Below are 26,879 nucleotides of genomic sequence, written 5' to 3'. Positions count from 1 at the left end.
CTCGTGAATTCTTACAAACAAATTAATTAGCAACCTGTCTTTTCGACTTCATTTTTAAAGCCAATGCAAGTGTAGCCGCAATCCCAACAACTGCACTTGGTTCAGGAACAGAGGTTGTATCATTTACATATTTGGCGCTGGCTAAGTTATTTACAGATTCTGTATTAGTTATATCAACCAACATTTTTTCAGTATTGTCACTGTAAAAAATATCGTTAACTGCTAAGAATAAAAACTTAGCATTGGTGGGAATCTTAATTGTCATCTCGCCGAAGATTCCAAACACACCATCAAACAATGTTTTTTGACCGCAAGTTCTAGTAGGGTCGCTCAAACTTGCACCATCACACATATAAGCATTTTTTGCTGAATCAAATGTAGCGCCAGCGGCATAACTGGAATCAAATAAAGTATTAGAAGTCCAGCTTGCTTCTGTATAGCCATACTTACTCGCCTCTTCAGAATCAAGGCTAATAGCATCAGTTACGCGCTGTTGAAAAGACGAATCAAGCAATGTATCTGACGCACTGAAGACCCCAATCATATCGTTTCTTTGTCCAGGGTTCCAAACACTCCAGTTAAATGCACCAGATGTACTTAAACGAATTGTATTTCCAGCTTCAAGACCCAAATCTGCTAAAGAGATTGCTTTAGTATTACCAGCAATTGTCTGAACACCATTGTAATAAGTTGTATCAGCTTGGGTTTTCAAAAAGGTATAGGTAGAGTCAATCTCAAAAGAAGCGGCTTGAGCTTTAGCATTAAATAAAGTCCCTAATCCAACTAGGCTAGAAACCATTAAAATACGCCAGATTTTATTCATTTTCTTATACTTATTCCCGACTTCTCTAGCATAAGGAATAAGTTCCGTAGAATGTATAAATTCTTTTATGTATTAAGCAAATTTAGAATAAACTTTATCCTACTATTTTGGTTTGTTTTCTCAGTATATTTCTTTGTCTACTATCTCAAATAAATAATATTTTTAATACTTTATACTCAGTACTTATACGACAGGATACTTACAATTTATCGAAACTTATTATCTTCTCTATCTCGAACCTATCCACCACAAATTGGCTATGAGCCAATAGAACTAAAAGTTCTGCTATGAGATAGCCAGTGCGATCGCAATTTAATCAAAAAAATTGGGTGATCGCACCTAATAATGCAAACTAGCGATCGTCCAAATAAATGTTTACAATAAAAATTTTTCTATTGCTCTGGGGTTACATTTTTCTTAAAGTACGCCTTCTAACTTGATATCAGTAGACGAGAGAGCTAATACTTAGGAGCGATCGCACTTTAATATAAAAAGCGATCGCATCTATAAAACAAGAGATGCGATCGCCCTTGTCGTAATCCAAAAAATTACACAGCCTGAGAACTAACAGCGAAGGTAGCTGTCAAAGGCTTCCAGTTGAAAGCACGACTACCGCCTCTTTCCACCACTACTTTGACTTTTGGTTCCAATTTAGGCAATTCTGCTAAAAACTCAATTTCTTGGTCAGACAGAATATGCCCTTCAATAATCCACAAAACCAAACCCTTAGATTTGGGTGGTAACTGTTCTAGCTGATAGTTAACAATTGGGGGTAAATAGTAGACATTACCCACAGCCGCACCACTACCAGAACTTTTCTTACCCAAGTGAGGCGGTCTCACACCATGAACTCCTGTGAGATAGGCAGCCACATCGCCCAATCCCCTAGCAGTCATATTTAACGTCACATAGCCAGCAGCACGCAGTCGGCGGCGATATCGACCTTCAAAACCTCCCTCTAAAGGGACGTACGTACCGAGAGCGCCAAATTTTTCCAAATCTCGGATGAAACCATTGCCAGTGGTAATTAGTGCCATAGATTTTTGTTTATCCTATCCCACTTACATATCTCTATTATTTACTGTTAAGTAAAATATTTAAGGTGCTGTAGGATAGTAACTATTCCAAAACTGGCGAAAGCCTTCACTGACAAGGCAAATCTCTTCAGACAACTAGCCTCTAATAATTTATTCGCTCAATAATGTATATGTGGTCTTGACTCGCCAAAGCCTTGTCACAAACTATCTTGCAAAATACTCGACAAATATCATCACCCTCATCTATAATGTGAGATTGTGACCAAATGGCAAAATAGCGCTTTTCTTTTTCATTTGTATGGGGATAACATTTAACAGATGATTGAGTAGAATCAGGTTACTATTTATCCCAAGATGGCAAGAGACTGCTAAACTAAGAAAGCCTGAATGTTCACTAACAAAATTATGGCTAAGTAATCAAAGCCATAAGCAGGATAGAATCTATATTCCATCCTGTAGACCGGATAAACTAGGCAAAATCTTGAACAATAGTTTAAGGTGATGTTTAAAGTAGAAACTGAGTCGTAATACTAGCGCTGTAGTAGTACAAGAATCTTAGTTATCAGGATACTGAGTGGTAAATAACTACTTAAGTCCTTCTACAAAATGGAGACAATCCAAAGAGCCGTCTCCAGAGTGTGCCTAAGCAATTGCTTGGACGAAAGCATTGCTGCACAAAGTGCAAAGCTTTAGAGCATTGCCTTAAAGTCAAAAGTTTGTAATTCCTTTGGGAATTCAACTCTTGGCTGTTTTAGTAAGCAACTGAATTCAAGTAAACGGATTCACTAAAAAGTAAGGGAACGGTTTTTGTTTTCCGGATAAGAGAAAGCAGTAATTACTGCTGGAAATTGCTGAGGATCGTCCTCCCTCAGTCGGAACATCGCTGAATATCCCCATGAATCTGCTCAGTAAGTAAAAAGGAGAACCAGTTACTGTGTCTGTAGGTATTCTCGGCACCAAGCTGGGCATGACCCAAGTATTTGACGAAGCAGGAGCAGCAATTCCTGTCACAGTCATTCAAGCGGGGCCATGCACTGTTACCCAAGTTAAAACAAAACAAACTGATGGTTACGCCGCCATTCAACTTGGTTACGGCGAAGTCAAACCAAAAGCACTCAACAAACCCTTGTTGGGTCACTTAGCAAAATCATCAGCCCCAGCTTTACGTCACCTGAGTGAGTTTCGCACAGATAATTCTGGCGAATACACATTAGGACAAGAAATTAAAGCAGATATTTTTAGTGCTGGTCAAATCGTAGATGTAATCGGTACAAGCATCGGTCGCGGTTTTGCAGGCAACCAAAAACGGAATAACTTTGGTCGCGGGCCAATGTCTCACGGTTCCAAAAACCACAGAGCGCCCGGTTCCATTGGTGCTGGTACAACACCCGGTCGTGTGTATCCAGGAAAAAGAATGGCAGGGCGTTTGGGTGGTACCCGCGTCACCATTAGTAAATTGACAGTTGTGCGTGTAGACGCAGAACGCAACTTGTTACTCATTAAAGGAGCAATCCCTGGTAAACCAGGTGCCTTAGTGAGTGTCGTACCTGCAAAGAAAGTTGGTAAATAGTCAATGGTCAATGGTCATTAGTCATGAGTCATTAGTCATTAGCTAAAGACAAATGACAAAGAACAAATGACAAATGACAAAGGACAAATGACAAAGGACAAAAAAATGGTTGAGACTGTAGTTAAAAACTGGCAAGGAGAGGAAGTTGGACAAAAAACGTTCGACTTACGGGTTGCCAAAGAAGAAACAGCGGCGCATATTGTACACCGCGCCTTAGTTAGACAAACGACCAACGCTCGTCAAGGAACCGCTAGTACAAAAACTCGCTCGGAAGTTCGAGGTGGTGGACGCAAACCTTGGCGGCAAAAAGGTACAGGTCGCGCTCGTGCAGGTTCTATTCGTTCGCCATTATGGCGTGGTGGTGGTGTGATCTTTGGGCCAAAACCCAGAGAATACGACCTCAAAATGAACCGTAAAGAACGGCGGTTAGCATTACGAACAGCTTTCGTAAGTCGTGCTGATGACTTAATTGTGGTGGAGGAATTCAGTAACGAACTTTCTCGCCCGAAAACGAAGGACTTAGTTGCTGCTTTGGCACGTTGGGGAGCAAATCCAGAGCAAAAGAGCTTATTAATTTTGTCTGATCTTGCCGATACCATTTATCTGTCTGGACGCAACGTAGAAAATTTAAAAATTATTGCAGCAGATCAGCTCAATGTTTATGACTTGCTGCACGCTGACAAAATTGTAGTCACCGCACCAGCATTAGAAAAAATCCAGGAGGTCTACAGTGCCTAAAATTGACCCCCGTGATCTGCCTGACTTGGTGCGTCGCCCAATTGTTACTGAAAAAGCGACGATTCTGATGGAACAGAATCAATACACTTTTGAAGTAGTACTTAAAGCAACCAAGCCAAATATTAAAGCAGCGATCGAAGACTTGTTTCAAGTCAAGGTAGTCAAAATTAATACTGCTACACAGCCACGTAAAAAACGTCGTGTTGGCAAATTTGTTGGCTACAAGCCTCAATATAAAAAAGCTATTGTCACCGTCTCACCTGGGGACGCACAGAAGATTAGACAGATTCTATTCCCAGAGGTCTAACACAAGATGGGTACTCGTTCTTATCGCCCTTATACCCCCAGCACTCGTCAAGTTACTATCTCCGACTTTTCAGAAATTACCAAAACTGAGCCGGAAAAGTCTCTGACAGTTTATATCCATCGCGCCAAAGGTCGCAATAATCAAGGGCGGATAACCAGCCGTCGTCGGGGTGGCGGACACAAAAAACTTTATCGGATTATCGATTTTAAAAGAGATAAGCGAAACATTCCCGCTACAGTATTAGCAATTGAGTACGATCCCAACCGGAACGCTCGCATTGCCTTGCTGCAATATCAGGATGGGGAAAAACGCTACATTCTCCAACCCAATGGATTGACTGTAGGTAAAACTTTAATTGCTGGCCCTGAGTCTCCTATTGAAGATGGTAACGCCTTGCCATTGGCAAACATTCCTTTGGGTACAAGCGTTCATAACGTTGAGCTTACCGCTGGTAAAGGTGGTCAAATTGTCCGTTCTGCTGGCGCTACAGCCCAAGTAGTTGCAAAAGAAGGTAATTATGTAACTCTCAAGTTACCTTCTGGAGAAGTGCGGATGGTGCGACGTGAATGCTACGCCACCATCGGTCAAGTAGGCAACACCGATGCGAGAAACCTAAGTGCAGGTAAAGCTGGACGCAACCGTTGGAAAGGTCGCCGTCCAAAGGTCAGAGGTAGCGTTATGAACCCAGTGGATCACCCACATGGTGGTGGTGAAGGTAGAGCGCCCATTGGGAGATCTGGCCCAGTCACACCTTGGGGTAAACCAACATTGGGAGCCAAGACACGCAAACCCAAGAAACCTAGCAGTAAGTTGATTGTGCGTCGTCGGCGCAAATCTTCCAAACGTGGTCGTGGTGGTCGTCAGTCTTAAAATTTTAGATTTCAAAATTTGGATTTTAGATTGATACATGATCCGAAGTCCAAATTAATAAATCCAAAATCCCAAATCCTAAATCTTAAATTTAACTATGGGTCGTTCACTAAAAAAAGGGCCTTTCGTTGCCGATCATTTACTCAGCAAAATTGAAAAGCTGAATGATAGAAACGAAAAACAAGTTATTAAAACTTGGTCAAGAGCATCAACAATTCTGCCCCAAATGGTAGGACACACTATTGCTGTTCATAATGGCAGACAGCACGTACCTGTATTTATCAGTGATCAAATGGTAGGACACAAGTTGGGAGAATTTGCCCCAACACGCACCTACAGGGGTCATGGCAAAAGTGACAAAAAAGCGGGTAGATAAGAAAGAGTCCAAAGTCAAAAGTCAATAGTCAAGAGTCCCAACAAATGACCATTGACCATTGACCATTGACCATTGACCGACTCAAGGAGAAAAACATGGCAACTAATACGACAGAAGTAAAAGCGATCGCCCGTTACATACGTATGTCTCCCTTTAAGGTGCGTCGTGTACTTGATCAAATTCGGGGGCGGTCTTATAGAGAAGCGCTGATAATCCTGGAATTCATGCCTTATCGGGCTTGTGAACCAGTACTGAAACTGATCAGAAGCGCAGCCGCAAATGCTGAACATAATGCAGGTCTAGACCGCGCTCAACTGGTGATTACCCAAGCATATGCTGATCAAGGCCCAGTCCTGAAACGTTTCCAACCTAGAGCGCAAGGTCGAGCTTACCAAATTCGCAAACCTACATGTCACATCACAGTAGCTGTAGCTGCTGGCGACACTGCGGAATAATTACCAGAACTTTAGAGGAAGCATTTGTGGGACAAAAAATTCATCCAGTTGGCTTTCGCCTCGGAATTACCCAAGAACACCAATCCCGTTGGTACGCAGATCCTGAACGCTATCCAGAACTTTTACAAGAAGATCACAAACTTCGTAAGTATATAGAACAAAAACTGGGTAGACTTGCTCAAAATAATGCTGGCATTTCTGAAGTCAGAATTGAGCGCAAAGCAGATCAAATTGATTTAGAAGTGCGGACAGCACGCCCAGGAGTAGTCGTAGGACGTGGTGGACAAGGTATCGAATCCTTACGCACCGGACTACAAGATTTGTTGGGTAGCAATCGCCAAATTCGGATCAACGTTGTCGAAGTACAACGAGTTGATGCTGATGCTTACTTAATTTCGGAATACATTGCTCAACAACTAGAACGCCGCGTTTCCTTCCGTCGCGTAGTCCGCCAAGCAATTCAACGGGCGCAACGCGCTGGAATTCAAGGAATTAAAATTCAAGTCAGTGGTCGGCTCAACGGTGCAGAAATTGCTCGGACAGAGTGGACGCGTGAAGGTAGAGTACCCTTACACACCTTGCGGGCTGACATTGATTACGCTTACTGCACAGCAAAAACTGTTTACGGTATTTTGGGCATCAAAGTGTGGGTATTTAAAGGAGAAATTATTCCTGGACAGGAAGAAACTCAACCCCAACCCACAACCCGCGAACGTGAACCTCGTCGCCGCCAACAACAGCGCCGTCGCCAGCAGTTTGAAGACCGTTCCAATGAAGGATAGTCAATATTGACCCTTGACCCTTGACCCTTGACCCTTGACAAATCATGTTAAGTCCTAGAAGAACTAAATTCCGCAAACAACAGCGCGGGCGGATGGCGGGTCTAGCCCATCGGGGTAGCACCCTCAACTTTGGTGATTTTGCACTCCAAGCACAAGAACCAGCTTGGATAACCTCTCGGCAAATTGAGGCTTCCCGTCGGGCGATGACTCGTTATATTCGTCGGGGTGGCAAAATCTGGATTCGGATTTTCCCAGATAAACCTGTTACCATGCGTCCCGCGGAAACCCGGATGGGTTCTGGTAAAGGTAATCCAGAATTTTGGGTAGCTGTAGTTAAACCAGGGCGGATTTTGTTTGAAATCGCTGGTGTTTCGGAAGAAATTGCCCGTGAGGCTATGCGCCTAGCTGCATTTAAGCTGCCAATTAAAACCAAATTTATTGTGCGCCCTCAAATAGAAGAGGAGCAGGAGTAGGTTATGCCGCTTCCCAAGATTTCAGAAGCTAGAGAATTAAGTGACGAGAAATTATCTGAGGAAATTATCGCCACTAAAAGACAACTGTTTCAGTTGCGCTTGCAAAAGGCAACCAGACAACTAGAAAAACCTCACCAATTCCGCCATGCTCGCCATCGCCTCGCCCAACTCTTAACGGTAGAGGGGGAACGCAAACGGGCAGCAAATCAACCGGTTAAGGAAGAAAAATAAGAGATTATGGCAATCAAAGAACGAGTTGGCTTGGTAGTGAGCGACAAAATGCAGAAAACAGTGGTAGTTGCCATTGAAAACCGCGCTCCCCATCCCAAGTACGGCAAGATTGTAGTGAAAACCCGCCGCTATAAAGCTCACGATGAAGAAAATAAATGCAAAGTGGGCGATCGCGTGCGGATTCAGGAAACCAGACCCCTGAGCAAAACCAAGCGCTGGCAAGTCACAGAAATCCTCAACACTAAAAATTCATAAGTTGTTATTCAACTAGCAACTGCACAAGGGAGACCAATTGTGATTCAACCCCAAACTTACTTGAATGTGGCAGATAACAGCGGCGCTCGTAAACTGATGTGTATCCGAGTCCTAGGCGCGGGTAACAGTCGTTACGGTTTTATCGGCGACAAAATTATTGCTGTTGTCAAAGATGCTATTCCTAACATGGCTGTGAAAAAATCAGATGTTGTGGAAGCTGTGATTGTTCGTACTCGTCATAACATTCATCGTGATAGCGGTATGACTATCCGCTTTGACGATAATGCCGCAGTGATCATCAACAAAGATGGTAATCCCAGAGGTACACGGGTATTTGGCCCAGTAGCACGGGAATTACGAGACAAAAACTTTACTAAAATTGTTTCCTTGGCCCCGGAGGTGCTGTAATGGCAAGGCAAAAGGAAAAAGAATTTCATAAAATGCACGTCAAAACTGGCGACACCGTGCAAGTGATTGCTGGCAAAGACAAAGGCAAAGTTGGCGAAATCATTAAAGCATTACCGGAACTGAGTAAAGTTGTTGTTAAAGGTGTCAACATTAAGACTAAGCACCTTAAACCTCAACAAGAAGGGGAATCTGGACGGATAGTTACCCAAGAGTACCCCATCCACAGTTCTAACGTGATGCTCTATTCCACAAAACAAAATGTCGCTAGTCGCGTTTGTTATACCTTTACACCAGAAGGCAAGAAGGTAAGAAAACTCAAAAAAACTGGCGAGATTATTGATTAAGGATGAATTTAAAGCCTGAAGTCTAAATACTCCTTATTTTATCTTCATCCTTCATAATCTTCCCTGACCAAGACCAGGGATAACAGAACAAAAAACTATGGCGACAACAAGACTCAAAACCTTATATCAAGAGACAATCGTTCCTAAACTGACAAACCAGTTTCAATACACCAACGTTCATCAAGTACCGAAGGTGATTAAAGTTACTGTTAATAGAGGTTTGGGCGAAGCCGCACAAAACGCTAAGTCGCTGGAAGCTTCTATCAACGAAATTGCACTGATTACAGGTCAAAAACCTGTAGTGACAAGGGCAAAAAAAGCGATCGCAGGCTTTAAAATTCGTCAAGGTATGCCAGTCGGGATTATGGTCACTCTCAGAGGAGAGAGAATGTATGCTTTCCTCGATCGTCTGATCAGCTTGACACTACCGAGAATTCGTGACTTTCGGGGTATTAGTCCTAAGAGCTTTGACGGACGAGGTAACTATACTCTAGGCGTAAGAGAACAGCTAATATTTCCAGAAGTCGAATACGATAGCATTGATCAAGTTCGTGGTCTGGATATTTCCATCATTACTACAGCAAAAAATGACGAAGAGGGCCGCGCTTTACTCAAAGAATTGGGAATGCCCTTTCGCGATCAATAAGTTCATCTAAAGAGGGAACGATGGCGGCTAACGACACAATTGCAGATATGCTGACGCGCATCCGCAATGCCAACATGGCAAGGCATCAAACAACACAAGTGCCAGCCACTAAAATGACCCGTAGTATTGCCAAAGTACTACAGGAAGAAGGATTTATTTCGGAATTTTCAGAAACCGGAGAAGGCGTAAAACGTCATCTGGTGGTTGCCTTAAAATACAAGGGTAAAAATCGTCAGCCTTTGATTACTGCCTTAAAACGGGTGAGTAAACCTGGTTTACGCGTTTATTCCAACCGAAAAGAATTACCCAGAGTACTAGGCGGCATCGGTATTGCCATTATTTCTACATCTAGTGGCATCATGACCGATCGCGAAGCTCGCCGTCAGAACTTGGGTGGTGAAGTACTTTGCTACGTCTGGTAGAAGTTATAAAGTCAAAAGTCAAAAGTCAAAAGTCAAAAGCCTTTACTGTTGACTATGGACTTTAGACAAAGAACAAAGGACAAAAGATCATGTCTCGTATTGGTAAACGCCCAATTACTATTCCTGCCAAAGTGCAAATCACCATTGATGGCACAAAGGTTGTAGTCAAAGGCCCCAAAGGTGAACTTTCACGAGATCTACCTGTTAACGTGACAGTCAGCCAAGAAGGGGAAACCTTACAAGTAGTTCGTAAAGATGATTCCCGTACTTCTCGCCAAATGCACGGTTTAAGCCGGACATTGGTAGCCAATATGGTAGAGGGAGTTTCCCAAGGTTTTCAACGTCGTTTGGAAATTCAAGGGGTTGGTTATCGAGCGCAAGTACAAGGGCGTAACCTAGTTTTAAACATGGGTTTCAGCCATCAAGTAAACATTGAGCCACCAGATGGAATTCAGTTTGCTGTAGAAGGCAACACTAACGTCATAGTTAGCGGCTATGACAAAGAAATAGTGGGTAATACAGCTGCTAAAATTCGTGCCGTCAGACCCCCAGAACCGTACAAAGGTAAAGGTATTCGCTATGCGGGTGAAGTAGTCAGACGCAAAGCTGGTAAGACCGGAGGTAAAGGTAAGAAATAAACATGAAACTTACTCGTAGAGAATCAAAACAGCGTCGTCATCGCCGCGTCCGTGGCAAGGTTAACGGTTCTCCTGAACGCCCACGCCTAGCCGTATTTCGCTCTAACGAACACATTTACGCCCAAGTAATTGATGATACTCAGCATCAAACCTTAGTAGCTGCATCAACTTTAGATACAGAGATAAAAGCAAATTTAGCTTCTGGTGCTAACTGTGAGGCATCAGCAAAAGTTGGTAAGTTAATTGCAGCGCGAGCGCTCGAAAAAGGCATTAATAAAGTAGTCTTTGATCGCGGTGGTAACTTATATCACGGTCGAATCAAAACACTAGCTGAAGCCGCACGCGAAGCTGGTTTAGATTTTTAAAGTTGTCAAAAGTCCATAGTCCATAGTCAAAAGTAATGACTATTGACTCTTGACTCTTGACTGTTGACTCTTGACTTTTAAAGGCATTGATTATGGCAACAGGTCGTCGTAAAGCTAACCGCGCAAAAAAAGAAGAAACCAACTGGCAAGAGCGCGTAATCCAAATCCGACGCGTGAGTAAGGTCGTTAAGGGTGGTAAAAAACTCAGCTTCCGGGCGATCGTCGTCGTTGGTAACGAACGGGGTCAAGTTGGTGTCGGAGTAGGGAAAGCCTCGGATGTAATTGGCGCTGTTAAAAAAGGTGTAGCCGATGGCAAAAAACACCTAATTGATATTCCCATTACAAAATCTAATTCTATCCCTCATCCGATTGATGGCATTGGTGGTGGTGCAAAAGTCATCATGCGTCCAGCTGCACCTGGTACTGGTGTAATTGCTGGTGGTGCTGTCCGGACTGTACTGGAATTAGCTGGAGTACGTAACGTTCTCGCTAAACAACTCGGTTCTAACAACCCACTTAATAATGCTAGAGCCGCCGTCAATGCTTTATCAACCCTGCGTACTTTAGCTGAAGTTGCTGAAGACCGAGGTATTGCTATTGACAAACTCTACATTTAGTAGAGATTCCCTGAAAGAGTTCTTGTAAAAAAATACTAATAACATCATGAGACTCAACGATGTTAAGCCGCAAAAAGGCTCGAAAAAGCGCCGTCGCCGTGTAGGGAGAGGTATTTCGGCTGGTCAAGGTGCCAGTGCTGGTCTCGGTATGCGGGGTCAAAAATCTCGCTCTGGTAGCAGTACCAGACCAGGATTTGAAGGTGGTCAACAGCCACTGTACCGTCGTATACCCAAGCTGAAAGGCTTTCCACTTGTGAATCGTAAGATTTACACTACGATAAATGTAGAGAAGCTTGCCTCTCTTCCTGCCAATACAGAAGTAACATTGGATTCCTTAAAAGCAGCAGGTATTCTAACCTCTGTCAAGGGTTCATTGAAAATTTTGGGTAATGGGGAATTAAACGTTGCGCTCAACGTCAAAGCGGCAGCTTTCACAGGTCAAGCTCGTAGCAAAATTGAGGCGGCTGGAGGAAGTTGTGAAGTTTTAGGGTGAAGCCCAACCGCGCACTTAAAGACCTGCCAACTCGCTTCCAGTGCCTGGTTCACGACAAAGGTAGCACTCTATGATCAGTCGAGATAAAGCCCCAACGGCTCAAGAAACTTTTATGCAGATGGCACAAGCAGCTGGGCTTAGAGGCAGGCTGCTTGTCACTGTCGGTATTTTAATTTTGGTTCGCCTAGGTATCTTTTTACCTGTACCAGGAATTGATAGAACTAGATTCCACGAAGCCATTTCCGGCAATAATTCCATATTTGGTTTATTGGATATCTTTTCTGGGCGTGGACTTTCTACTTTGGGAGTCTTTGCTTTAGGGATTTTACCCTTTATTAATGCGTCCATTATTATCCAATTGCTGACGGCGGCTATTCCATCTTTAGAAAATTTACAGAAAAACGAAGGCGAGGCAGGACGAAGGAAAATTTCGCAAATTACACGCTACGTGACTGTAGGTTGGGCAATTATCCAAAGTACAGCGTTTTCTGCCTTTTTTCTCCAACAATTTGCTTTAACTCCAGGCCCTATATTTGTAGCTGAAACTGCGATCGCACTTACCGCAGGTTCTATGTTCGTTATGTGGGCATCCGAACTGATCACAGAACGTGGCATTGGTAATGGCGCATCATTGTTGATTTTTGTCAACATTGTGGCTTCGCTACCCAAATCTCTAGGGGACACCATTGACTTAGTACAAGTTGGCGGTAGAGAAATTGTGGGTCGGGTAATTGTCCTAGTGGTGGTATTCCTAGCAACTATTGTTGGGATTGTATTTGTGCAAGAAGGCATTCGCCGCATCCCAATTATTTCGGCTCGTCGTCAAGTAGGCCGGAGAGTATTGGCAGAACAGCGTAGCTATCTTCCCCTACGGCTGAATTCTGGTGGTGTCATGCCAATTATTTTTGCAGCCGCCATCCTCAGTTTGCCTTTGTTAATTGCCAATTTTACAAAAAATCCTGAGTTGGCGAATATCGTCAATACTTATCTCAGTCCTGGTGGTTCTGCACCTTGGGTATACGCTCTGGTTTACTTAACTTCGATTGTTTTCTTTAGCTACTTCTACTCTTCATTGATTGTTAACCCAGTTGATGTAGCTCAGAACTTGAAAAAAATGGGTTCTAGTATTCCAGGAATTCGCCCAGGTAAAGCGACTAGTGAGTATATCGAACGAGTAATCAACCGATTAACTTTTTTGGGAGCGATATTTTTAGGCTTGGTGGCGATTATTCCTACAGCAGTGGAAAGTGCATTGAAAGTACCAACCTTTAAGGGATTGGGTGCTACTTCACTATTAATCCTTGTTGGTGTGGCAATTGATACAGCAAAACAAGTCCAAACCTACGTTATCTCTCAGCGCTATGAAGGAATGGTGAAACAATAGTGACGCGATTAATCTTCTTGGGGCCACCTGGGGCGGGTAAAGGAACTCAAGCTCAAGTTTTGGCAGAACACCTGCAAATACCTCATATTTCCACTGGGGAAATATTGAGGCAAGCAATGAAAGAGCAAACTCCTCTGGGAATTAAAGCTCAAAGTTATGTTGATAGTGGTGAGTTAGTTCCTGATCAGTTGGTGCAAGACTTAGTAGAAGAACGTTTAGCTCAATCAGATGCCAAACCTGGCTGGATTTTAGACGGTTTTCCCCGCAAAGTCACACAAGCAGCTTTTTTAGAAGAATTGCTGGCTAAAACTGCTCAAGGTGGCGAAAGAGTAGTTAACTTAGATGCACCAGATGACATTGTGATCTCACGTTTACTAGCTAGAGGACGAAAAGATGATACCGAAGAGGTAATTCGTCGTCGTCTAGAAGTGTATCGCAATGAAACAGCACCATTGATTGATTACTATAGTCAGCGAGAAAGGCTGCTGACAGTTAATGGTAATCAATCCCAAGAAGAAGTCACTAGTGAATTGAAAAACATTTTCGCTCCCTAGCTTGAGATTAAGGAGTAGTAATTGGGATGTATGGAATTGATAAGCTACTACTCCCAATTCCTCACTCCCGTTTTAAAACCGAATGCGGATCAATTTTAGCTAAGATATATTAATAAACTGTTGATATATTTCTCAAATTGTGTTCTTTTGCAGGTGAATACTGCAACCGAATGGGAAATTGTTGAGTTGAGGAACAAAAAAATTGTCTAAGCAAGATTTGATTGAAATGGAAGGTACAGTTACTGAGTCCTTACCCAATGCGATGTTTCGCGTTGATTTGGACAATGGGTTTAATGTACTAGCACACATTTCTGGAAAGATCCGCCGCAACTATATCAAAATTTTGCCAGGCGATCGCGTCAAGGTTGAACTCACTCCCTATGACCTGACAAAAGGCCGAATTACCTATAGATTGCGGAAAAAATAATTAAATCCAGAAAAAATTAGTTATATGTGAAGGATCTTACCATAAAATCAACTTGTTGGGAGATTCTCATTTACTTAACTGTAATATTTTTCTAGAAATGCTATAATTTTATATTTGGAGTCAATTACAAAAGGCATGAAAGTCCGAGCCTCTGTCAAAAAAATTTGTGAAAAGTGTAACGTGATTCGCCGTCGTGGTCGCGTTATGGTGATTTGCTCTAACCCCAAGCATAAACAACGTCAAGGATAACACTCTCAGTATTGGAGAGTTAACCGCGACTAGGAAAAAATCACCAAAAAAATTCTAGATGTGGCGTATCAATCACCCACATCTTAACCAAGAGAACTTGCGAGAACAACAGGGAGAAATTCATTGTGGCACGTATTGCCGGCGTAGACCTGCCACGCGATAAACGCGTTGAGATTGGTCTGACTTACATTTATGGAATTGGATTATCAAGGTCGCAGGAAATTCTGGCGGCTACAGGTGTCAATCCAGACACCCGCGTTAAAGACTTAAGTGATGCCGATGTCGCAGCCCTACGTGCAGAAATAGAAAGTAACTATCAAGTAGAAGGTGACTTGCGGCGCTTGGAAGGTATGAACATCAAGCGCTTAATTGACATTGGCACCTACCGAGGTCGCCGCCACCGTATGGGTTTACCAGTCAGAGGACAAAGAACCCGTACTAATGCTAGAACCCGTCGTGGTAGAAGGCAGACAGTGGCTGGTAAGAAGAAGGCTCCTGGTAAATAATTGTTCATTGCTTGCTCATCAGAGCAAGTTTTTCCTTAAATTAACTAAACAAATATGGCGAGACAACCAACTAAAAAAACTGGGAGTAAAAAGCAAAAGCGGAACGTACCCAACGGACTTGCTTATATCCAATCTACCTTCAACAATAGCATTGTCACCATCACCGATCAAAATGGCGATGTCATTTCTTGGGCAAGTGCTGGTTCCAGTGGTTTTAAGGGAGCTAAAAAGGGAACTCCCTTTGCTGCACAAACCGCTGCTGAAAGCGCAGCCCGACGAGCTATTGATCAAGGAATGCGTCAAATTGAGGTGATGGTCAGTGGCCCTGGTGCAGGTAGAGAAACTGCAATTCGCGCCCTTCAAGGAGCAGGACTGGAAATTACACTTATTCGGGATATTACTCCAATTCCTCATAATGGTTGCCGTCCACCAAAGCGCCGCCGAGTCTAGATAGAACTTTTAGGGCAACAAAAACAAGAAGTTTAATCAGAAATTCACCTGTAATAGCTACCAAAGCTTTGATGTGAAGACAAAATAACTTCTGATGGCTTGAGCGGGAAAAAGCCAGTTAGCTCTTCCCAGAGGGAGAGCTGCTGTATTTTCTCAAACGCCATATTTATGGATAATCGTCCGTAGGCAAAATTAGGAAATCAAACATTGCCATCATAGTGTTGGCAGTTTGAACAACCTACAGAAAGCTTAGGGCAAAAGCAAATTGAATAGGCAATTAATTGTTAGCAGCACCTTAATTAAGGGAGGCTACTCCGTGGCGCAGTTTCAAATTGAATGTGTAGAGTCTAGTACAGAGGAAAGTCGGAGCCATTACAGCAAGTTTGTCTTAGAACCCCTAGAGCGTGGTCAAGGGACAACTGTTGGTAATGCACTAAGGCGAGTGTTACTGTCTAATTTGGAAGGGACAGCCGTTACCGCAGTCAGAATTGCTGGTGTTACACACGAGTTTGCCACAGTTCCAGGTGTGCGAGAAGACGTGCTAGAAATTTTGATGAGAATGAAAGAAGTCATTCTCAAAAGCTATTCTTCTCAACCCCAAATTGGCAGATTACTTGTTACTGGGCCAGCAACAGTCACAGCAGCCCATTTTGATTTGCCAAGTGAAGTAGAAGTTGTTGATCCTACCCAGTATGTCGCTACTCTAGCTGAGGGCGGGAAGCTGGAAATGGAATTTCGGATCGAAAGAGGCAAGGGTTATCGCACTGTAGAAAGAGGAAGAGAAGAAGCTACATCTTTGGACTTCTTGCAAATCGACTCGGTATTTATGCCAGTACGAAAAGTCAACTACAGCGTTGAAGAAGCCCGTGCCGATGGCTCGATTACAAAAGACAGATTGTTATTAGAAGTTTGGACGAATGGTAGTGTTTCTCCCCAAGAAGCACTATCCTCAGCTGCCAGTATTTTGGTAGATTTGTTCAACCCACTGAAAGATATTTCTTTAGAACCAACAGATATTGGTTCTGACGTTCCAGATGACCCAACTGCTCAGATTCCCATCGAAGAATTACAACTTTCTGTGCGGGCATATAACTGTCTCAAACGCGCACAAGTTAATTCTGTGGCAGACTTATTGGATTTTACCCAAGAAGATCTGTTAGAAATCAAAAACTTTGGTCAAAAATCTGCGGAAGAAGTTGTAGAAGCCCTGCAACGACGCTTGGGAATTACCTTACCGCAAGAAAGAAGCTCCAAACACAGCTAAAGCAAAACCTTTCATAGTTCATAGTCCACTATTATGCGCCACCGTTGTCGGGTTAAAAAACTTGGTAAACCAGCTGACCAGCGTCGCGCTCTGCTGCGTACCTTAGCCACTGAGCTAATTCGTCATGGTCGAATTACCACCACTTTGATCAGAGCGAAAGCTTTACGAAGTGAAGTAGATAAAATGATTACCTTAGCTAAAGACGGCTCCTTAGCATCACGTCGAGCAGCTTTAGGTTACATATATGACAAACAACTGGTTCATGCTTTGTTTGAGCAAGCTCCTACTCGGTATGGTAATCGCAGTGGTGGTTACACCCGGATTCTCCATACTGTGCCTCGGCGCGGAGACAATGCCGAAATGGCAATTATTGAACTGGTGTAAGTAAGTCAAAAGTCAAAAGTCAAAAGTCAAAATTATTGAGACGAATGACGAATGACACAAAATCTGTATGCAAGAAACTGACCAGCCGAAACAAACTCAGCGAGTAGCCTTGGTAATTCAATACCTAGGTACTCATTTTCATGGCTGGCAAAGACAAAATAGTCAGCGTACAGTCCAAGAAGAAATCGAAACAGCGATCGCGAGTATTCTTGGTTATCATGTCACACTGCATGGAGCAGGACGTACTGATGCTGGAGTTCATGCGGCTGCACAAGTAGCCCATTTTGATGCTACAGGTTTAATCCCGGCTCACAAATGGTCAGCAGTTATCAATAGTTATCTGCCGCCAGACATCATCATCAGGGCTTCAGCAGCCGTAAGTAACGCCTGGCACGCGCGTTTTAGCGCAGCTTATCGGCGATACCGCTACACGATATACACTGAAAAACGACCAAATTTGTTCGTTAAGCCCTTCAGTTGGCATTATTATCATCAGCCTCTGGATGAATTATTAATCCAGTCTGCTATGAAGCCTCTGCTGGGTAAGCATCATTTAGCGGCCTTCCATCGGGCAGGCTCCAAGCGATCGCATTCTTGGGTAGAAGTACAAGCCGCAGAATGCCATCGTAGTGGGTCATTGCTCAATATAGAAATTCAAGCAGATGGATTTTTATACGGTATGGTCAGGCTGCTTGTGGGAATGCTAGTACAAGTAGGGACTGGACAGCGAACCTTGGCTAACTTCGCCGAAATTTGGCAAGAAGAACGCCGAGAAGAAGTAAAATATGCCGCACCTGCTCAGGGTTTGTGCTTGTTGCGAGTCGGCTATCATGATTTTCCTTTTTCTCCAGATATTTGGTACGATACCCAGCCAAAATTTAGTTTTTAGTCAATAGTCATAGGTCATTGGTAATGACGAAAGACAAAGGACGAATTACAAAGGACAAACAAACATGAGTAAAACCTACCTTCCTCCTCAAGCTTCTCTTGAGCATGATTGGTACGTAGTAGATGCTACTGACCAACGTCTTGGTCGCCTCGCTACCGAAATCGCTATGATTCTCCGAGGCAAAAAGAAACCTGAATATACACCTCATATAGACACAGGTGACTTTGTGATTGTGATTAACGCCGAAAAAATCGCAGTCACAGGTAAAAAGCGGACTCAAAAACTTTATCGTCGCCATTCTGGTCGTCCTGGTGGGATGAAGACCGAAACTTTTGCCAAGCTGCAACAGCGTGTACCCGAAAGGATTATAGAACACGCGATTAAAGGTATGCTACCTAAAAATAGCTTGGGTCGACAGTTGTTTACCAAGCTCAAAGTTTATGCTGGGCCGACTCATCCCCACGAAGCTCAACAACCTAAAGAATTAAAGATTAGTACAATTCCTGGAGAAGAAAGCTAATGGTAGTAGCAGAAGCCAATAGCGGCCGTGCCGTGTACTGGGGTACTGGCCGCCGTAAATCCGCAGTAGCAAGAGTACGCCTTGTTCCTGGTAGCGGTCAATTGACAGTCAATGGCAAAGCAGGGGATTTATACTTCCAATTCAATGCTAATTACTTGGGAGTCATTAAAGCCCCTTTAGAAACGCTGGGCCTAGAAAGCGAATATGACATCTTGGTCAAAGCGGAAGGTGGTGGCTTAACTGGTCAAGCTGATTCCATCCGTTTGGGTGTTGCTCGCGCTTTGTGCCAACTAGACCCAGAAAATCGCTCACCGTTAAAAACCGAAGGTTATTTAACTCGTGATCCTAGAGCTAAGGAACGCAAAAAATATGGTTTGCACAAAGCTCGGAAAGCTCCTCAGTACTCAAAACGATAAGTTACTGGGTTGGGTATGGAAAAGTCAAAAGTCAGCAGTGAGCCACTGCCTTGGGCGATTTTACCGACTTGTTCGCGCAGCGTCTCCGATTAGAAGAAGCAAGTGGCGAACTCCTTTGGAGTTAAAAGCCAAAAGCGTTTTCCCTTTTGACTTCCGCGCCCTCATCTTTAACTCGATCAAAAAGTTATAATTTATATAGATTCACCACAAAAGGAACAATGGCTAAACCTGATATTCATCCCCAGTGGTATCCAGAAGCTAAAGTCTACTGTAACGGTCAAGTTGTGATGACCGTGGGTTCTACTAAACCAGAATTACACGTAGACCTTTGGTCTGGAAATCACCCTTTTTATACTGGTACTCAAAAAATTATTGACACAGAAGGTCGCGTAGAACGCTTCTTGCGGAAATACGGTAAGTCAAGCGAGCAAGACTCCGGCACCAAAAAGAAAAAGTAGCGGTTTGGCTCTGCTGTTAACGACGACCCTGCGAATGCTGGGTCGATTGTCATTTTTTGAGCCAAGTTGTTATTTTAAGGAGCGATCGCACTCGTCATGGCTGAATCATACCTGCTGGAGAAATTAAAATCTGTTGAACAAACCTTTAATGAACTGACACGCCGCCTTGCTGATCCGGATACCGCAAAAAACCCTGATGAGTATCAGCAAATAGCTAAGGCTCGTTCTTCTTTGGAAGAGGTAGTGAATACCTATGAAACTTGGAAAGTATCCCAAGAAGACTTAATGGGAGCGCGTCAAGTTTATAAAGAAGCAGCCAGTGACCCAGAAATGCAAGAAATGGCAGCACTGGAAGTTAGTGAATTAGAAGAAAAAATAGAATACTTAGAGGCTCGCTTAAAAATATTATTACTGCCCCGCGACCCCAACGATGAGAAAAATATCATGTTGGAAATCCGTGCTGGGACTGGTGGTGATGAAGCGAGTATTTGGGCTGGCGACTTGATGCGGATGTATACTCGTTACGCTCAAACTCAAGGTTGGAAAGTTTCGCTCGTCAGCGAATCTTTGGGAGAAATGGGCGGTTGGAAAGAAGTCATTCTCGAAATTAAAGGTGACAACGTTTACAGCCAGTTAAAGTTTGAAGCTGGAGTGCATCGCGTACAGCGTGTACCAGTCACCGAGGCGGGAGGACGGGTTCACACATCTACAGCCACGATCGCAATTATGCCAGAAGTGGATGACGTGGAAATTCACATTGACCCCAAAGATATTGAAATGACCACGGCTCGTTCTGGCGGTGCTGGTGGACAAAACGTCAACAAGGTGGAAACAGCCGTTGACTTAATGCACAAACCGACAGGAATACGAATTTTCTGTACAGAAGAGCGCAGCCAGTTGCAAAACAAAGAGCGGGCGATGCAAATTTTGCGGGCGAAACTGTACGAAATGAAGTTACGCGAACAACAAGAGGAAGTAACTTCGATGCGGCGATCGCAAGTTGGTACAGGATCGCGATCGGAAAAGATTCGCACTTATAACTATAAAGATAACCGTGTGACCGACCACCGCTTAGGTCAAAACTTCTCCTTAAATCCTGTTCTGGAAGGTGATTTAGAGACAGTGATTCAATCTTGCATCTCTCAAGATCAGCAAGAACGGTTAGCGGAGTTAGCAACTTCTGGAAATATGAACTAACCTTTGTTTTGAAAATTAATTTAACTGAAAACCGTCTGGTGTGTTTTATCTTTAATCCACAGACGGTTTTTTAATTTGAACTTGTTTCAGCAAATATACATAGTTACACACATATAAATAGTTTTAAAATGGTGAGCATTAAATTTTTATAGGTGCAGCTATGTCCTTGTTACGTAATGAACCTTCAGATTGGCAATCTCATACAGAAACATCTTATATACCTATTTATCATAAAGGGAGTTTAGTTGGTTTCTTTAAGCAAGAATATGTGAATGAAATTCTTTATTTTTTAAATGAAGAAGAAGTTTTAAAAAAAGCTCTCAAGAAAGCTTGTAGTGATTTACTTAAAAAGACTGGTGGTGATACGAGTAAAGTTAATTATTTAGTACAGAAATATATAAAAGTTAGTGAACGTCCTAAGTTTGGAATGAGAGCGATCGCACTGTTATTACAAGAGCGACAAAAAGAACTTGACCTCAATAATCAGGAATTTGCTAAATTCTGCGATACCTTTAAAATTTCTCCTACAGAACTCAATAATATTTATGCGGGAGAAGCTATTGATGATAATTTGTTAGCGCCGATATCACGGGTATTAGGGATATCCAAAGAGCGTGTCCAAGAAGTGCGGGATGGTGGAGAAGCGCAAACAGGGACATAATTATTTATGTAAAATTATCTACTCTTATCCATCTGTGAAAACAGACAGCGTATTTTATCGCCTATTTCAAGAATTTCCCGATATCTTCTTTGAACTGATTGGGGATTCTCCTGATACTGCTAGTATTTACCAATTTTCGTCAGTTGAAATTAAACAAACAGCATTCAGAATTGATGGTGTATTTGTTCCGAATATTGAAATTGATCAGCCAATTTATTTTGTGGAAGTACAGTTTCAAGTAGATACAAAGATTTATTCGCGCTTGATTGCCGAAATCTGCTTGTATTTGCGTCAAAATCAACCTGTCAATGATTGGAGTGCTGTTGTTTTATACCCAAGCAGAAGTATAGACATAGGAGATATCAAGCACTACAGAGAATTTTTTATTAGTCAGCGAGTTAGGTGTATTTATCTGGATGAATTAAGCTCTGAACCGTCGCTACCAATTGGCATTGCAACTGTTAAATTAATTGTCACATCTGAAGACACAGCAATAATAGAGGCTAGAGATTTAATCGAAAGGACAAGATTAGAAATAAACTCACCAATAAAACAACAGCAATTATTACAATTAATAGAGACAATCTTGTTATACAAGTTTCCCACGATGACTAAAGAGGAGATGGAGAAAATGTTTAGCATCAGTGAATTAAAAAATACCAGATATTTTCAGGATGTTTTTCAGGAAGGGAAGGAAGAAGGTCAGCGTCAAGAAAAGCTAAGAATGGTCACTCGCTTTTTGAAACTGGGTTTGACAGTGGAACAAGTAGCGGAGGAGCTTAGTTTAAGTATTGAAGAAGTAAAGCAAGCTGCACAAAATTTGTAAGTAACCAAAATTCAGTGGTAGTTGAGGTTAATTACAACTTACTAGGAGGAATTCTTGGTTAATTTTTGTTAATATTGGACACGGTGTTGGTACTTCGTCCTTAACCATCTATTTCCTACCTGAGAGAAACTCGATGCTGCGACTCGAACATATCAGTAAAATTTATCCAACAGGCGAAGTCCTCAAGGATATCAACTGGGAAGTCAAACCAGGCGATCGCATTGGCTTAGTCGGCGTTAACGGTGCGGGAAAATCTACCCAGTTGAAAATTATCTCTGGGGAAATGGAACCTACCGCTGGCGAAATCATTCGTCCTGCTAGTTTACATATCGCTTACCTCAATCAAGAGTTTGAAGTCGATCCCAGCCGCACCGTTAGAGAAGAATTTTGGACAGTATTTAAAGAAGCAAACGAAGTACAGCTATCTCTGACAGATGTACAGCACGATATGCAAACTGCGACACCAGAGGAATTGGATCGACTGATTCACAAGTTGGATCGTTTGCAGCGTCAGTTTGAAGCTTTGGATGGTTACGGTTTAGAAGCACGCATCGGTAAGATTTTACCAGAGATGGGATTTGACCAAGAAGATGGCGATCGCCTCGTTAGTGCTTTCTCTGGTGGTTGGCAAATGCGGATGAGTTTGGGTAAAATTCTGCTGCAAGCACCCGATTTACTGCTGTTAGACGAGCCGACAAACCATTTAGACTTAGAAACCATTGAGTGGCTAGAAACTTACCTCAAAGGCTTAACAACGCCGATGGTGATAGTTTCCCATGACCGAGAATTTTTAGACCGCCTCTGCACGCAAATTGTCGAAACTGAACGCGGCGTTTCTAGCACCTACCTGGGTAACTACACGGCGTACTTGCAACAAAAAGCCGAAAATCAATCAGCACAACTGAGTGCTTACGAACGCCAGCAAAAAGAACTTGAGAAACAGCAAGCCTTTGTTGATCGATTCCGTGCCAGTGCTACCCGCAGTACCCAAGCCAAAAGCCGGGAAAAACAACTAGACAAAATTGAGCGCATCGAAGCACCCACCGCGGGAGTGAGAACTTTGCATTTTCGCTTTCCCCCAGCGCCTCGCAGTGGACGGGAGGTTGTGACGATTAAAGATTTAACTCATACCTACGATGATAAAATCTTATTTCTAGGAGCGAATCTGCTGATTGAAAGAGGCGATCGCATTGCCTTTTTAGGCCCCAACGGTGCGGGAAAATCTACCCTATTGCGAATAATTATGGGTACGGAACCAGCCACCGAAGGTACTGTTAGCTTAGGCGATCATAATGTAATTCCTGGTTACTTTGAGCAAAATCAAGCCGAAGCTTTGGACTTGAAAAAGACAGTTATGGAAACTATTCATGATGAAGTTCCTGACTGGAAAAACGAAGAAGTCCGCACCCTCCTGGGCAAATTCTTATTCACTGGCGACACTGTATTTAAATGTGTTGAAGCCTTAAGTGGAGGAGAGAAAGCGCGTTTAGCATTGGCAAAAATGCTCTTGCGTCCAGCCAATTTACTGATTTTAGATGAGCCTACCAACCATCTAGATATTCCCGCCAAAGAAATGTTGGAAGAAGCGCTGCAAAACTATGATGGGACGGCAATTGTAGTTTCCCACGACCGTTATTTTATTTCTCAGGTAGCTAACAAAATTGTGGAAATTCGGGATGGTGAATTCCGAGTTTATTTAGGAGATTATCACTACTACCTGGATAAAATTGCCGAAGAGAAAGAACAAGCAAAATTAGATGCGATAGCTGCGGAAAAAGCTGCTAAGAAAGCAGCCAAAGCAGCCAAGGCTGGCAGTAAGAAAAAATAAAATATCAAGTTAGTAGTATCATCCTAGGTTTACTACTAACTAATTAACCAACCTGGAATATCACAAAATATATGTAACAGTTGCAAAAAGTAAAAAAAATCTAAAAAATCTGTCAATAAGTTATAAAACAAGTTAATAAGCAGAAATTCACTTGCAGCTGTGGTTAGCAGTGGTATCATTCGGGTATTACAAAAAGTAAAGGGCAATTTTATTATGACCAAGGCACCTGTTGCTCCTGTGGTGCTAGTCATTTTAGACGGATGGGGCTACTGCGAGGAGACGCGAGGAAACGCTATTGTGGCGGCGAAAACGCCGATTATGGACAGCTTGTGGGTGGCGTACCCGCACACCCTCATCCGCACATCAGGAAAAGCCGTAGGCTTGCCAGATGGTCAAATGGGTAACTCAGAAGTTGGTCATTTGAATATCGGCGCTGGGCGAGTTGTTCCACAAGAGCTTGTACGCATCTCCGATGCAGTGGAAGACGGTTCAATCCTCAGTAACCCTGCACTGGTCAAAATTTGCCAGGAAGTTCGTTCTCAAAATGGCAAGTTGCACTTAGTGGGTCTTTGTTCTGATGGAGGGGTACACTCGCATATTACCCACCTGTTCGGACTACTTGACTTAGCCAAGGAACAGCGAATTTCAGAAGTTTGTATTCATGCGATCGCCGATGGTCGGGATACTTCCCCTAGCGAAGGGATCAAAGCAATTCAACAACTGCAAGATTACATTGATCGTGTAGGAATTGGGCGCATCGCTACCCTCAGCGGCCGTTACTACGCGATGGATCGCGATCGCCGTTGGGATAGAGTCAAACGGGCGTATGATGTCATGACCCAAGATGGCGCAGGCGATGGGCGCACAGCCGCACAAGTCTTGCAAGCATCTTACGCCGAAGGGGTGACAGACGAATTTATTAACCCAGTTCGCATTGCTCCTGGCGCAGTTGAACCAGGAGATGGGGTAATATTTTTCAACTTCCGCCCTGACCGTGCTAGACAATTAACTCAAGCCTTTGTCAGTTCTGAATTTACAGGCTTTGAACGACAGCAAATTCAGCCACTATCCTTTGTTACTTTTACCCAGTACGATTCAGACCTACCAGTAACAGTAGCTTTTGAGCCGCAGAATTTAACTAATATTCTCGGTGAAGTCATTGCTAATCATGGTTTGAAGCAGTTACGTACCGCCGAAACAGAAAAATACGCCCACGTTACTTATTTCTTTAACGGTGGTTTAGAAGAACCTTTTCCAGGGGAAGACCGAGAACTTGTCAGTAGTCCAATGGTAGCGACCTACGACAAAGCCCCAACTATGTCAGCCGCTGCTGTCACAGACGTAGCGATCGCCGCCATTCAAAAAGGTATATACTCTCTCGTTGTGATTAACTATGCTAACCCAGATATGGTAGGGCATACTGGTCAAATACCAGCCACAATCACGGCAATTGAAGAAGTTGACCGCTGTGTGGGTCGCCTCCTCGAAAGCATTATCAAAGCTGGCGGGACAACAATTATTACCGCCGACCACGGCAACGCTGAGTATATGCTAGATGAAGAGGGTAATTCCTGGACGGCGCATACTACCAACCCAGTACCCATGATTTTGGTGGAAGGCGAAAAAGCCAAAATTCCGGGACATGGAACAAATGTCGAACTGCGTAGCGATGGCAAACTGGCGGACATTGCACCTACCATTCTGGATATTTTACAGCTGCCTCAGCCACCAGAAATGACCGGGCGATCGCTCGTCAAACCAATCGAATTTGACCTTAAACGCGATCGTACCCCTATGCCAATTGGTCTGTAAATAAGTTTCAGAGAAAACAGCTAACTGTTTTCTCTGTGCTGATTTTTCTGTTTTTAAACCGTTATAAATGAGATTGCTAACATGACAGTTACAAATATCGTACAAATTGTTTGGTCATTAGCCGCCGTTGGACTAATTGTTTTAGTATTACTGCATAGTCCCAAGGGTGATGGCATTGGTGCTATTGGTGGACAAGCACAATTATTTAGCAGCACCAAGAGTGCAGAAAACACCTTAAACCGAATTACTTGGGCTTTGACAGTAATTTTTCTCGGTTTAACAGTGGTGTTAAGTGCAGGTTGGCTACCTAAATAAGGATAGGGAAATGGGGAAAATTACCCTAAACCCGATGTTAAATATTAAAAAATTCCTAACAGCCCTTGTATTAACTATAAGTACAGGGCTGTTAATTATTTTGGCGAACTTTCCATCCAGCGCCGTATCTCCACCTACCCCAAAACTTCATTACCTACCAGGTACACTAGCTCAGTGGAAAGATAGTCAAAATAGTGGTGATTACTTTTCTCAAGTTGCAACAACTGAAATAGGTTATTTAGTTTGGTCAAAATTTCCCGTTCAAGTTTATATAGAACGACCAATAAATGTTAGCAATCAACAGACAGAAACATGGGTAAAAAGTGTTTCGCAGGCTGTACAGGAATGGAGTATGTATTTGCCTTTAACATTAGTAAAAAAGCCAGAAATTGCTGATATCCAAATTGAAAGAAAAGCACCACCATTACAATTATCATCAGATAAAAAAATTCCCCGTGCGCGTTCTGCTTTAACTACATACCAGTTGTATACCAGCAACAATGTTTTATTACACCGTTTTACTATTCTCTTGAGTCCTAGTCAGACAGGTAATTATGTCGTTGCTGCTGCACGCCATGAACTTGGCCACGCCTTGGGAATTTGGGGTCATAGTACATTACAAACTGATGCTTTATATTTTTCCCAAGTCCGCAACCCGCCGACTATTTCAGCTAGAGATGTGAATACCTTAAAGCGAGTTTATCAACAGCCAACAAGTTTAGGATGGACTTTAAAGGATAATTCAAAGATGAATTTATCAACAGATAGATTATTCAAGTCAAAAGGCTACTAATAGTCACATATAGTAGGAAAAATCCTATGACTAACTTGAGCGTACAGCTACCTGAATCTTTGTATAAACCTGACTTTTCCCGTTAAGTCTTGAAAG

General features: G+C 42.9%; 39 protein-coding genes. 37 read left to right on the top strand and 2 right to left on the bottom strand.

Annotated elements, in window-relative coordinates; all coding sequences use genetic code 11:
* Positions 1-22 precede the first annotated feature (22 nt).
* Together NCWK1_RS19635 and ndhN are read right to left on the bottom strand one after the other, a co-directional pair.
* A complete protein-coding gene (locus NCWK1_RS19635) occupies positions 23-823 on the bottom strand; it encodes a hypothetical protein (RefSeq protein WP_146034011.1) in 801 nt (266 codons plus the stop codon).
* A gap of 548 nt (positions 824-1,371) precedes the next feature.
* The gene (gene ndhN, locus NCWK1_RS19630) at positions 1,372-1,860 is read right to left on the bottom strand and encodes an NAD(P)H-quinone oxidoreductase subunit N (protein WP_096584557.1); all 489 of its coding nucleotides are present in this window, start codon (positions 1,858-1,860) and stop codon (positions 1,372-1,374) included.
* Between the two features lie 934 nt (positions 1,861-2,794).
* Between ndhN and rplC the strand changes: the two genes are divergently transcribed.
* The 37 genes from rplC to NCWK1_RS19445 all read left to right on the top strand — a co-directional run bounded on the left by rplC (position 2,795) and on the right by NCWK1_RS19445 (position 26,783).
* Positions 2,795-3,430, top strand: a complete 636-nt coding sequence (rplC, locus tag NCWK1_RS19625; protein ID WP_096584554.1) for a 50S ribosomal protein L3 — start codon at positions 2,795-2,797, stop codon at positions 3,428-3,430.
* 105 nt (positions 3,431-3,535) lie between these two features.
* Positions 3,536-4,168 carry a 50S ribosomal protein L4 gene (rplD, locus tag NCWK1_RS19620; protein WP_096585769.1) on the top strand — a complete coding sequence of 211 codons (633 nt, stop codon included), beginning with the start codon at positions 3,536-3,538 and terminating at the stop codon, positions 4,166-4,168.
* Positions 4,161-4,475, top strand: coding sequence for a 50S ribosomal protein L23 (locus NCWK1_RS19615; protein WP_096584551.1), 315 nt, complete (start codon positions 4,161-4,163; stop codon positions 4,473-4,475). The genes rplD and NCWK1_RS19615 overlap by 8 nt, the downstream gene beginning before the upstream one ends.
* Before the next feature lie 6 nt (positions 4,476-4,481).
* Positions 4,482-5,345, top strand: a complete 864-nt coding sequence (gene rplB / locus NCWK1_RS19610) for a 50S ribosomal protein L2 (RefSeq protein WP_096584548.1) — start codon at positions 4,482-4,484, stop codon at positions 5,343-5,345.
* Between the two features lie 97 nt (positions 5,346-5,442).
* Positions 5,443-5,721, top strand: coding sequence for a 30S ribosomal protein S19 (gene rpsS, locus NCWK1_RS19605; protein ID WP_015113427.1), 279 nt, complete (start codon positions 5,443-5,445; stop codon positions 5,719-5,721).
* A gap of 95 nt (positions 5,722-5,816) precedes the next feature.
* The gene (gene rplV, locus NCWK1_RS19600) at positions 5,817-6,176 is read left to right on the top strand and encodes a 50S ribosomal protein L22 (RefSeq protein WP_096584545.1); all 360 of its coding nucleotides are present in this window, start codon (positions 5,817-5,819) and stop codon (positions 6,174-6,176) included.
* Positions 6,177-6,202: 26 nt separating this feature from the next.
* Positions 6,203-6,958, top strand: coding sequence for a 30S ribosomal protein S3 (gene rpsC, locus NCWK1_RS19595; RefSeq protein WP_096584542.1), 756 nt, complete (start codon positions 6,203-6,205; stop codon positions 6,956-6,958).
* Positions 6,959-7,002: 44 nt separating this feature from the next.
* Complete coding sequence (gene rplP / locus NCWK1_RS19590) at positions 7,003-7,431, top strand: 50S ribosomal protein L16 (RefSeq protein ID WP_015113424.1); 429 nt, start codon at positions 7,003-7,005, stop codon at positions 7,429-7,431.
* 3 nt (positions 7,432-7,434) lie between these two features.
* On the top strand, positions 7,435-7,662 hold the full coding sequence (gene rpmC, locus NCWK1_RS19585; protein ID WP_015113423.1) for a 50S ribosomal protein L29: 228 nt from the start codon (positions 7,435-7,437) through the stop codon (positions 7,660-7,662).
* Between the two features lie 6 nt (positions 7,663-7,668).
* The gene (gene rpsQ, locus NCWK1_RS19580; protein ID WP_015113422.1) at positions 7,669-7,917 is read left to right on the top strand and encodes a 30S ribosomal protein S17; all 249 of its coding nucleotides are present in this window, start codon (positions 7,669-7,671) and stop codon (positions 7,915-7,917) included.
* Between the two features lie 39 nt (positions 7,918-7,956).
* Positions 7,957-8,325: a 50S ribosomal protein L14 gene (gene rplN / locus NCWK1_RS19575; RefSeq protein WP_015113421.1), complete on the top strand. Its 369-nt coding sequence runs from the start codon at positions 7,957-7,959 to the stop codon at positions 8,323-8,325.
* The gene (gene rplX, locus NCWK1_RS19570) at positions 8,325-8,669 is read left to right on the top strand and encodes a 50S ribosomal protein L24 (RefSeq protein ID WP_096584539.1); all 345 of its coding nucleotides are present in this window, start codon (positions 8,325-8,327) and stop codon (positions 8,667-8,669) included. Before rplN ends, rplX begins: the two co-directional genes overlap by 1 nt.
* 97 nt (positions 8,670-8,766) lie before the next feature.
* On the top strand, positions 8,767-9,315 hold the full coding sequence (gene rplE, locus NCWK1_RS19565) for a 50S ribosomal protein L5 (RefSeq protein WP_103125861.1): 549 nt from the start codon (positions 8,767-8,769) through the stop codon (positions 9,313-9,315).
* A 20-nt stretch (positions 9,316-9,335) separates the two neighbouring features.
* Positions 9,336-9,737 carry a 30S ribosomal protein S8 gene (rpsH, locus tag NCWK1_RS19560; RefSeq protein ID WP_015113418.1) on the top strand — a complete coding sequence of 134 codons (402 nt, stop codon included), beginning with the start codon at positions 9,336-9,338 and terminating at the stop codon, positions 9,735-9,737.
* An 89-nt stretch (positions 9,738-9,826) separates the two neighbouring features.
* Positions 9,827-10,375, top strand: a complete 549-nt coding sequence (rplF, locus tag NCWK1_RS19555) for a 50S ribosomal protein L6 (protein ID WP_096584533.1) — start codon at positions 9,827-9,829, stop codon at positions 10,373-10,375.
* 2 nt (positions 10,376-10,377) lie between these two features.
* A complete protein-coding gene (gene rplR, locus NCWK1_RS19550) occupies positions 10,378-10,740 on the top strand; it encodes a 50S ribosomal protein L18 (RefSeq protein ID WP_015113416.1) in 363 nt (120 codons plus the stop codon).
* A 92-nt stretch (positions 10,741-10,832) separates the two neighbouring features.
* Complete coding sequence (gene rpsE, locus NCWK1_RS19545; RefSeq protein WP_096584530.1) at positions 10,833-11,357, top strand: 30S ribosomal protein S5; 525 nt, start codon at positions 10,833-10,835, stop codon at positions 11,355-11,357.
* A gap of 46 nt (positions 11,358-11,403) precedes the next feature.
* Positions 11,404-11,850 carry a 50S ribosomal protein L15 gene (gene rplO / locus NCWK1_RS19540; protein ID WP_015113414.1) on the top strand — a complete coding sequence of 149 codons (447 nt, stop codon included), beginning with the start codon at positions 11,404-11,406 and terminating at the stop codon, positions 11,848-11,850.
* 70 nt (positions 11,851-11,920) lie between these two features.
* The gene (gene secY / locus NCWK1_RS19535; RefSeq protein WP_096584527.1) at positions 11,921-13,234 is read left to right on the top strand and encodes a preprotein translocase subunit SecY; all 1,314 of its coding nucleotides are present in this window, start codon (positions 11,921-11,923) and stop codon (positions 13,232-13,234) included.
* The gene (locus tag NCWK1_RS19530; RefSeq protein WP_103125860.1) at positions 13,234-13,788 is read left to right on the top strand and encodes an adenylate kinase; all 555 of its coding nucleotides are present in this window, start codon (positions 13,234-13,236) and stop codon (positions 13,786-13,788) included. The genes secY and NCWK1_RS19530 overlap by 1 nt, the downstream gene beginning before the upstream one ends.
* Before the next feature lie 202 nt (positions 13,789-13,990).
* Positions 13,991-14,215 carry a translation initiation factor IF-1 gene (gene infA / locus NCWK1_RS19525; protein ID WP_006276978.1) on the top strand — a complete coding sequence of 75 codons (225 nt, stop codon included), beginning with the start codon at positions 13,991-13,993 and terminating at the stop codon, positions 14,213-14,215.
* A 135-nt stretch (positions 14,216-14,350) separates the two neighbouring features.
* Positions 14,351-14,464, top strand: a complete 114-nt coding sequence (rpmJ, locus tag NCWK1_RS19520) for a 50S ribosomal protein L36 (RefSeq protein ID WP_015113411.1) — start codon at positions 14,351-14,353, stop codon at positions 14,462-14,464.
* Between the two features lie 125 nt (positions 14,465-14,589).
* Positions 14,590-14,970: a 30S ribosomal protein S13 gene (gene rpsM / locus NCWK1_RS19515; protein ID WP_096584522.1), complete on the top strand. Its 381-nt coding sequence runs from the start codon at positions 14,590-14,592 to the stop codon at positions 14,968-14,970.
* Positions 14,971-15,024: 54 nt separating this feature from the next.
* Positions 15,025-15,420 carry a 30S ribosomal protein S11 gene (gene rpsK, locus NCWK1_RS19510; protein ID WP_015113409.1) on the top strand — a complete coding sequence of 132 codons (396 nt, stop codon included), beginning with the start codon at positions 15,025-15,027 and terminating at the stop codon, positions 15,418-15,420.
* A gap of 316 nt (positions 15,421-15,736) precedes the next feature.
* Complete coding sequence (locus NCWK1_RS19505) at positions 15,737-16,684, top strand: DNA-directed RNA polymerase subunit alpha (protein WP_015113408.1); 948 nt, start codon at positions 15,737-15,739, stop codon at positions 16,682-16,684.
* 33 nt (positions 16,685-16,717) lie between these two features.
* The gene (gene rplQ / locus NCWK1_RS19500; RefSeq protein ID WP_096584519.1) at positions 16,718-17,068 is read left to right on the top strand and encodes a 50S ribosomal protein L17; all 351 of its coding nucleotides are present in this window, start codon (positions 16,718-16,720) and stop codon (positions 17,066-17,068) included.
* Between the two features lie 67 nt (positions 17,069-17,135).
* A complete protein-coding gene (gene truA, locus NCWK1_RS19495) occupies positions 17,136-17,957 on the top strand; it encodes a tRNA pseudouridine(38-40) synthase TruA (protein WP_096584517.1) in 822 nt (273 codons plus the stop codon).
* A 64-nt stretch (positions 17,958-18,021) separates the two neighbouring features.
* On the top strand, positions 18,022-18,477 hold the full coding sequence (gene rplM / locus NCWK1_RS19490) for a 50S ribosomal protein L13 (protein WP_096584514.1): 456 nt from the start codon (positions 18,022-18,024) through the stop codon (positions 18,475-18,477).
* Positions 18,477-18,893: a 30S ribosomal protein S9 gene (gene rpsI / locus NCWK1_RS19485; protein WP_096584511.1), complete on the top strand. Its 417-nt coding sequence runs from the start codon at positions 18,477-18,479 to the stop codon at positions 18,891-18,893. The genes rplM and rpsI overlap by 1 nt, the downstream gene beginning before the upstream one ends.
* 218 nt (positions 18,894-19,111) lie before the next feature.
* On the top strand, positions 19,112-19,351 hold the full coding sequence (gene rpmE / locus NCWK1_RS19480) for a 50S ribosomal protein L31 (RefSeq protein WP_096584508.1): 240 nt from the start codon (positions 19,112-19,114) through the stop codon (positions 19,349-19,351).
* 96 nt (positions 19,352-19,447) lie between these two features.
* A complete protein-coding gene (prfA, locus tag NCWK1_RS19475) occupies positions 19,448-20,548 on the top strand; it encodes a peptide chain release factor 1 (RefSeq protein ID WP_096584504.1) in 1,101 nt (366 codons plus the stop codon).
* A gap of 160 nt (positions 20,549-20,708) precedes the next feature.
* Positions 20,709-21,209, top strand: coding sequence for a hypothetical protein (locus NCWK1_RS19470; protein WP_103125859.1), 501 nt, complete (start codon positions 20,709-20,711; stop codon positions 21,207-21,209).
* A gap of 34 nt (positions 21,210-21,243) precedes the next feature.
* Positions 21,244-22,035: an Rpn family recombination-promoting nuclease/putative transposase gene (locus NCWK1_RS19465; RefSeq protein ID WP_103125893.1), complete on the top strand. Its 792-nt coding sequence runs from the start codon at positions 21,244-21,246 to the stop codon at positions 22,033-22,035.
* Positions 22,036-22,168: 133 nt separating this feature from the next.
* Positions 22,169-23,863, top strand: coding sequence for an ABC-F family ATP-binding cassette domain-containing protein (locus NCWK1_RS19460; protein ID WP_096584497.1), 1,695 nt, complete (start codon positions 22,169-22,171; stop codon positions 23,861-23,863).
* A 213-nt stretch (positions 23,864-24,076) separates the two neighbouring features.
* Positions 24,077-25,675: a 2,3-bisphosphoglycerate-independent phosphoglycerate mutase gene (gene gpmI, locus NCWK1_RS19455; RefSeq protein WP_103125892.1), complete on the top strand. Its 1,599-nt coding sequence runs from the start codon at positions 24,077-24,079 to the stop codon at positions 25,673-25,675.
* Positions 25,676-25,756: 81 nt separating this feature from the next.
* Positions 25,757-25,990 (top strand): preprotein translocase subunit SecG, encoded by a 234-nt coding sequence (secG, locus tag NCWK1_RS19450; protein WP_096584494.1) that lies wholly within the window; start codon positions 25,757-25,759, stop codon positions 25,988-25,990.
* A gap of 10 nt (positions 25,991-26,000) precedes the next feature.
* Complete coding sequence (locus NCWK1_RS19445; protein ID WP_103125858.1) at positions 26,001-26,783, top strand: peptidase; 783 nt, start codon at positions 26,001-26,003, stop codon at positions 26,781-26,783.
* Positions 26,784-26,879 lie beyond the last annotated feature (96 nt).

Origin of the sequence: Nostoc cycadae WK-1, from assembly GCF_002897135.1 — a bacterium.
GTDB lineage: Bacteria > Cyanobacteriota > Cyanobacteriia > Cyanobacteriales > Nostocaceae > Nostoc_B.
The sequence above is the reverse complement of the archived record's forward strand: the minus strand, read 5'-3'. Positions and strand labels throughout refer to the sequence as shown.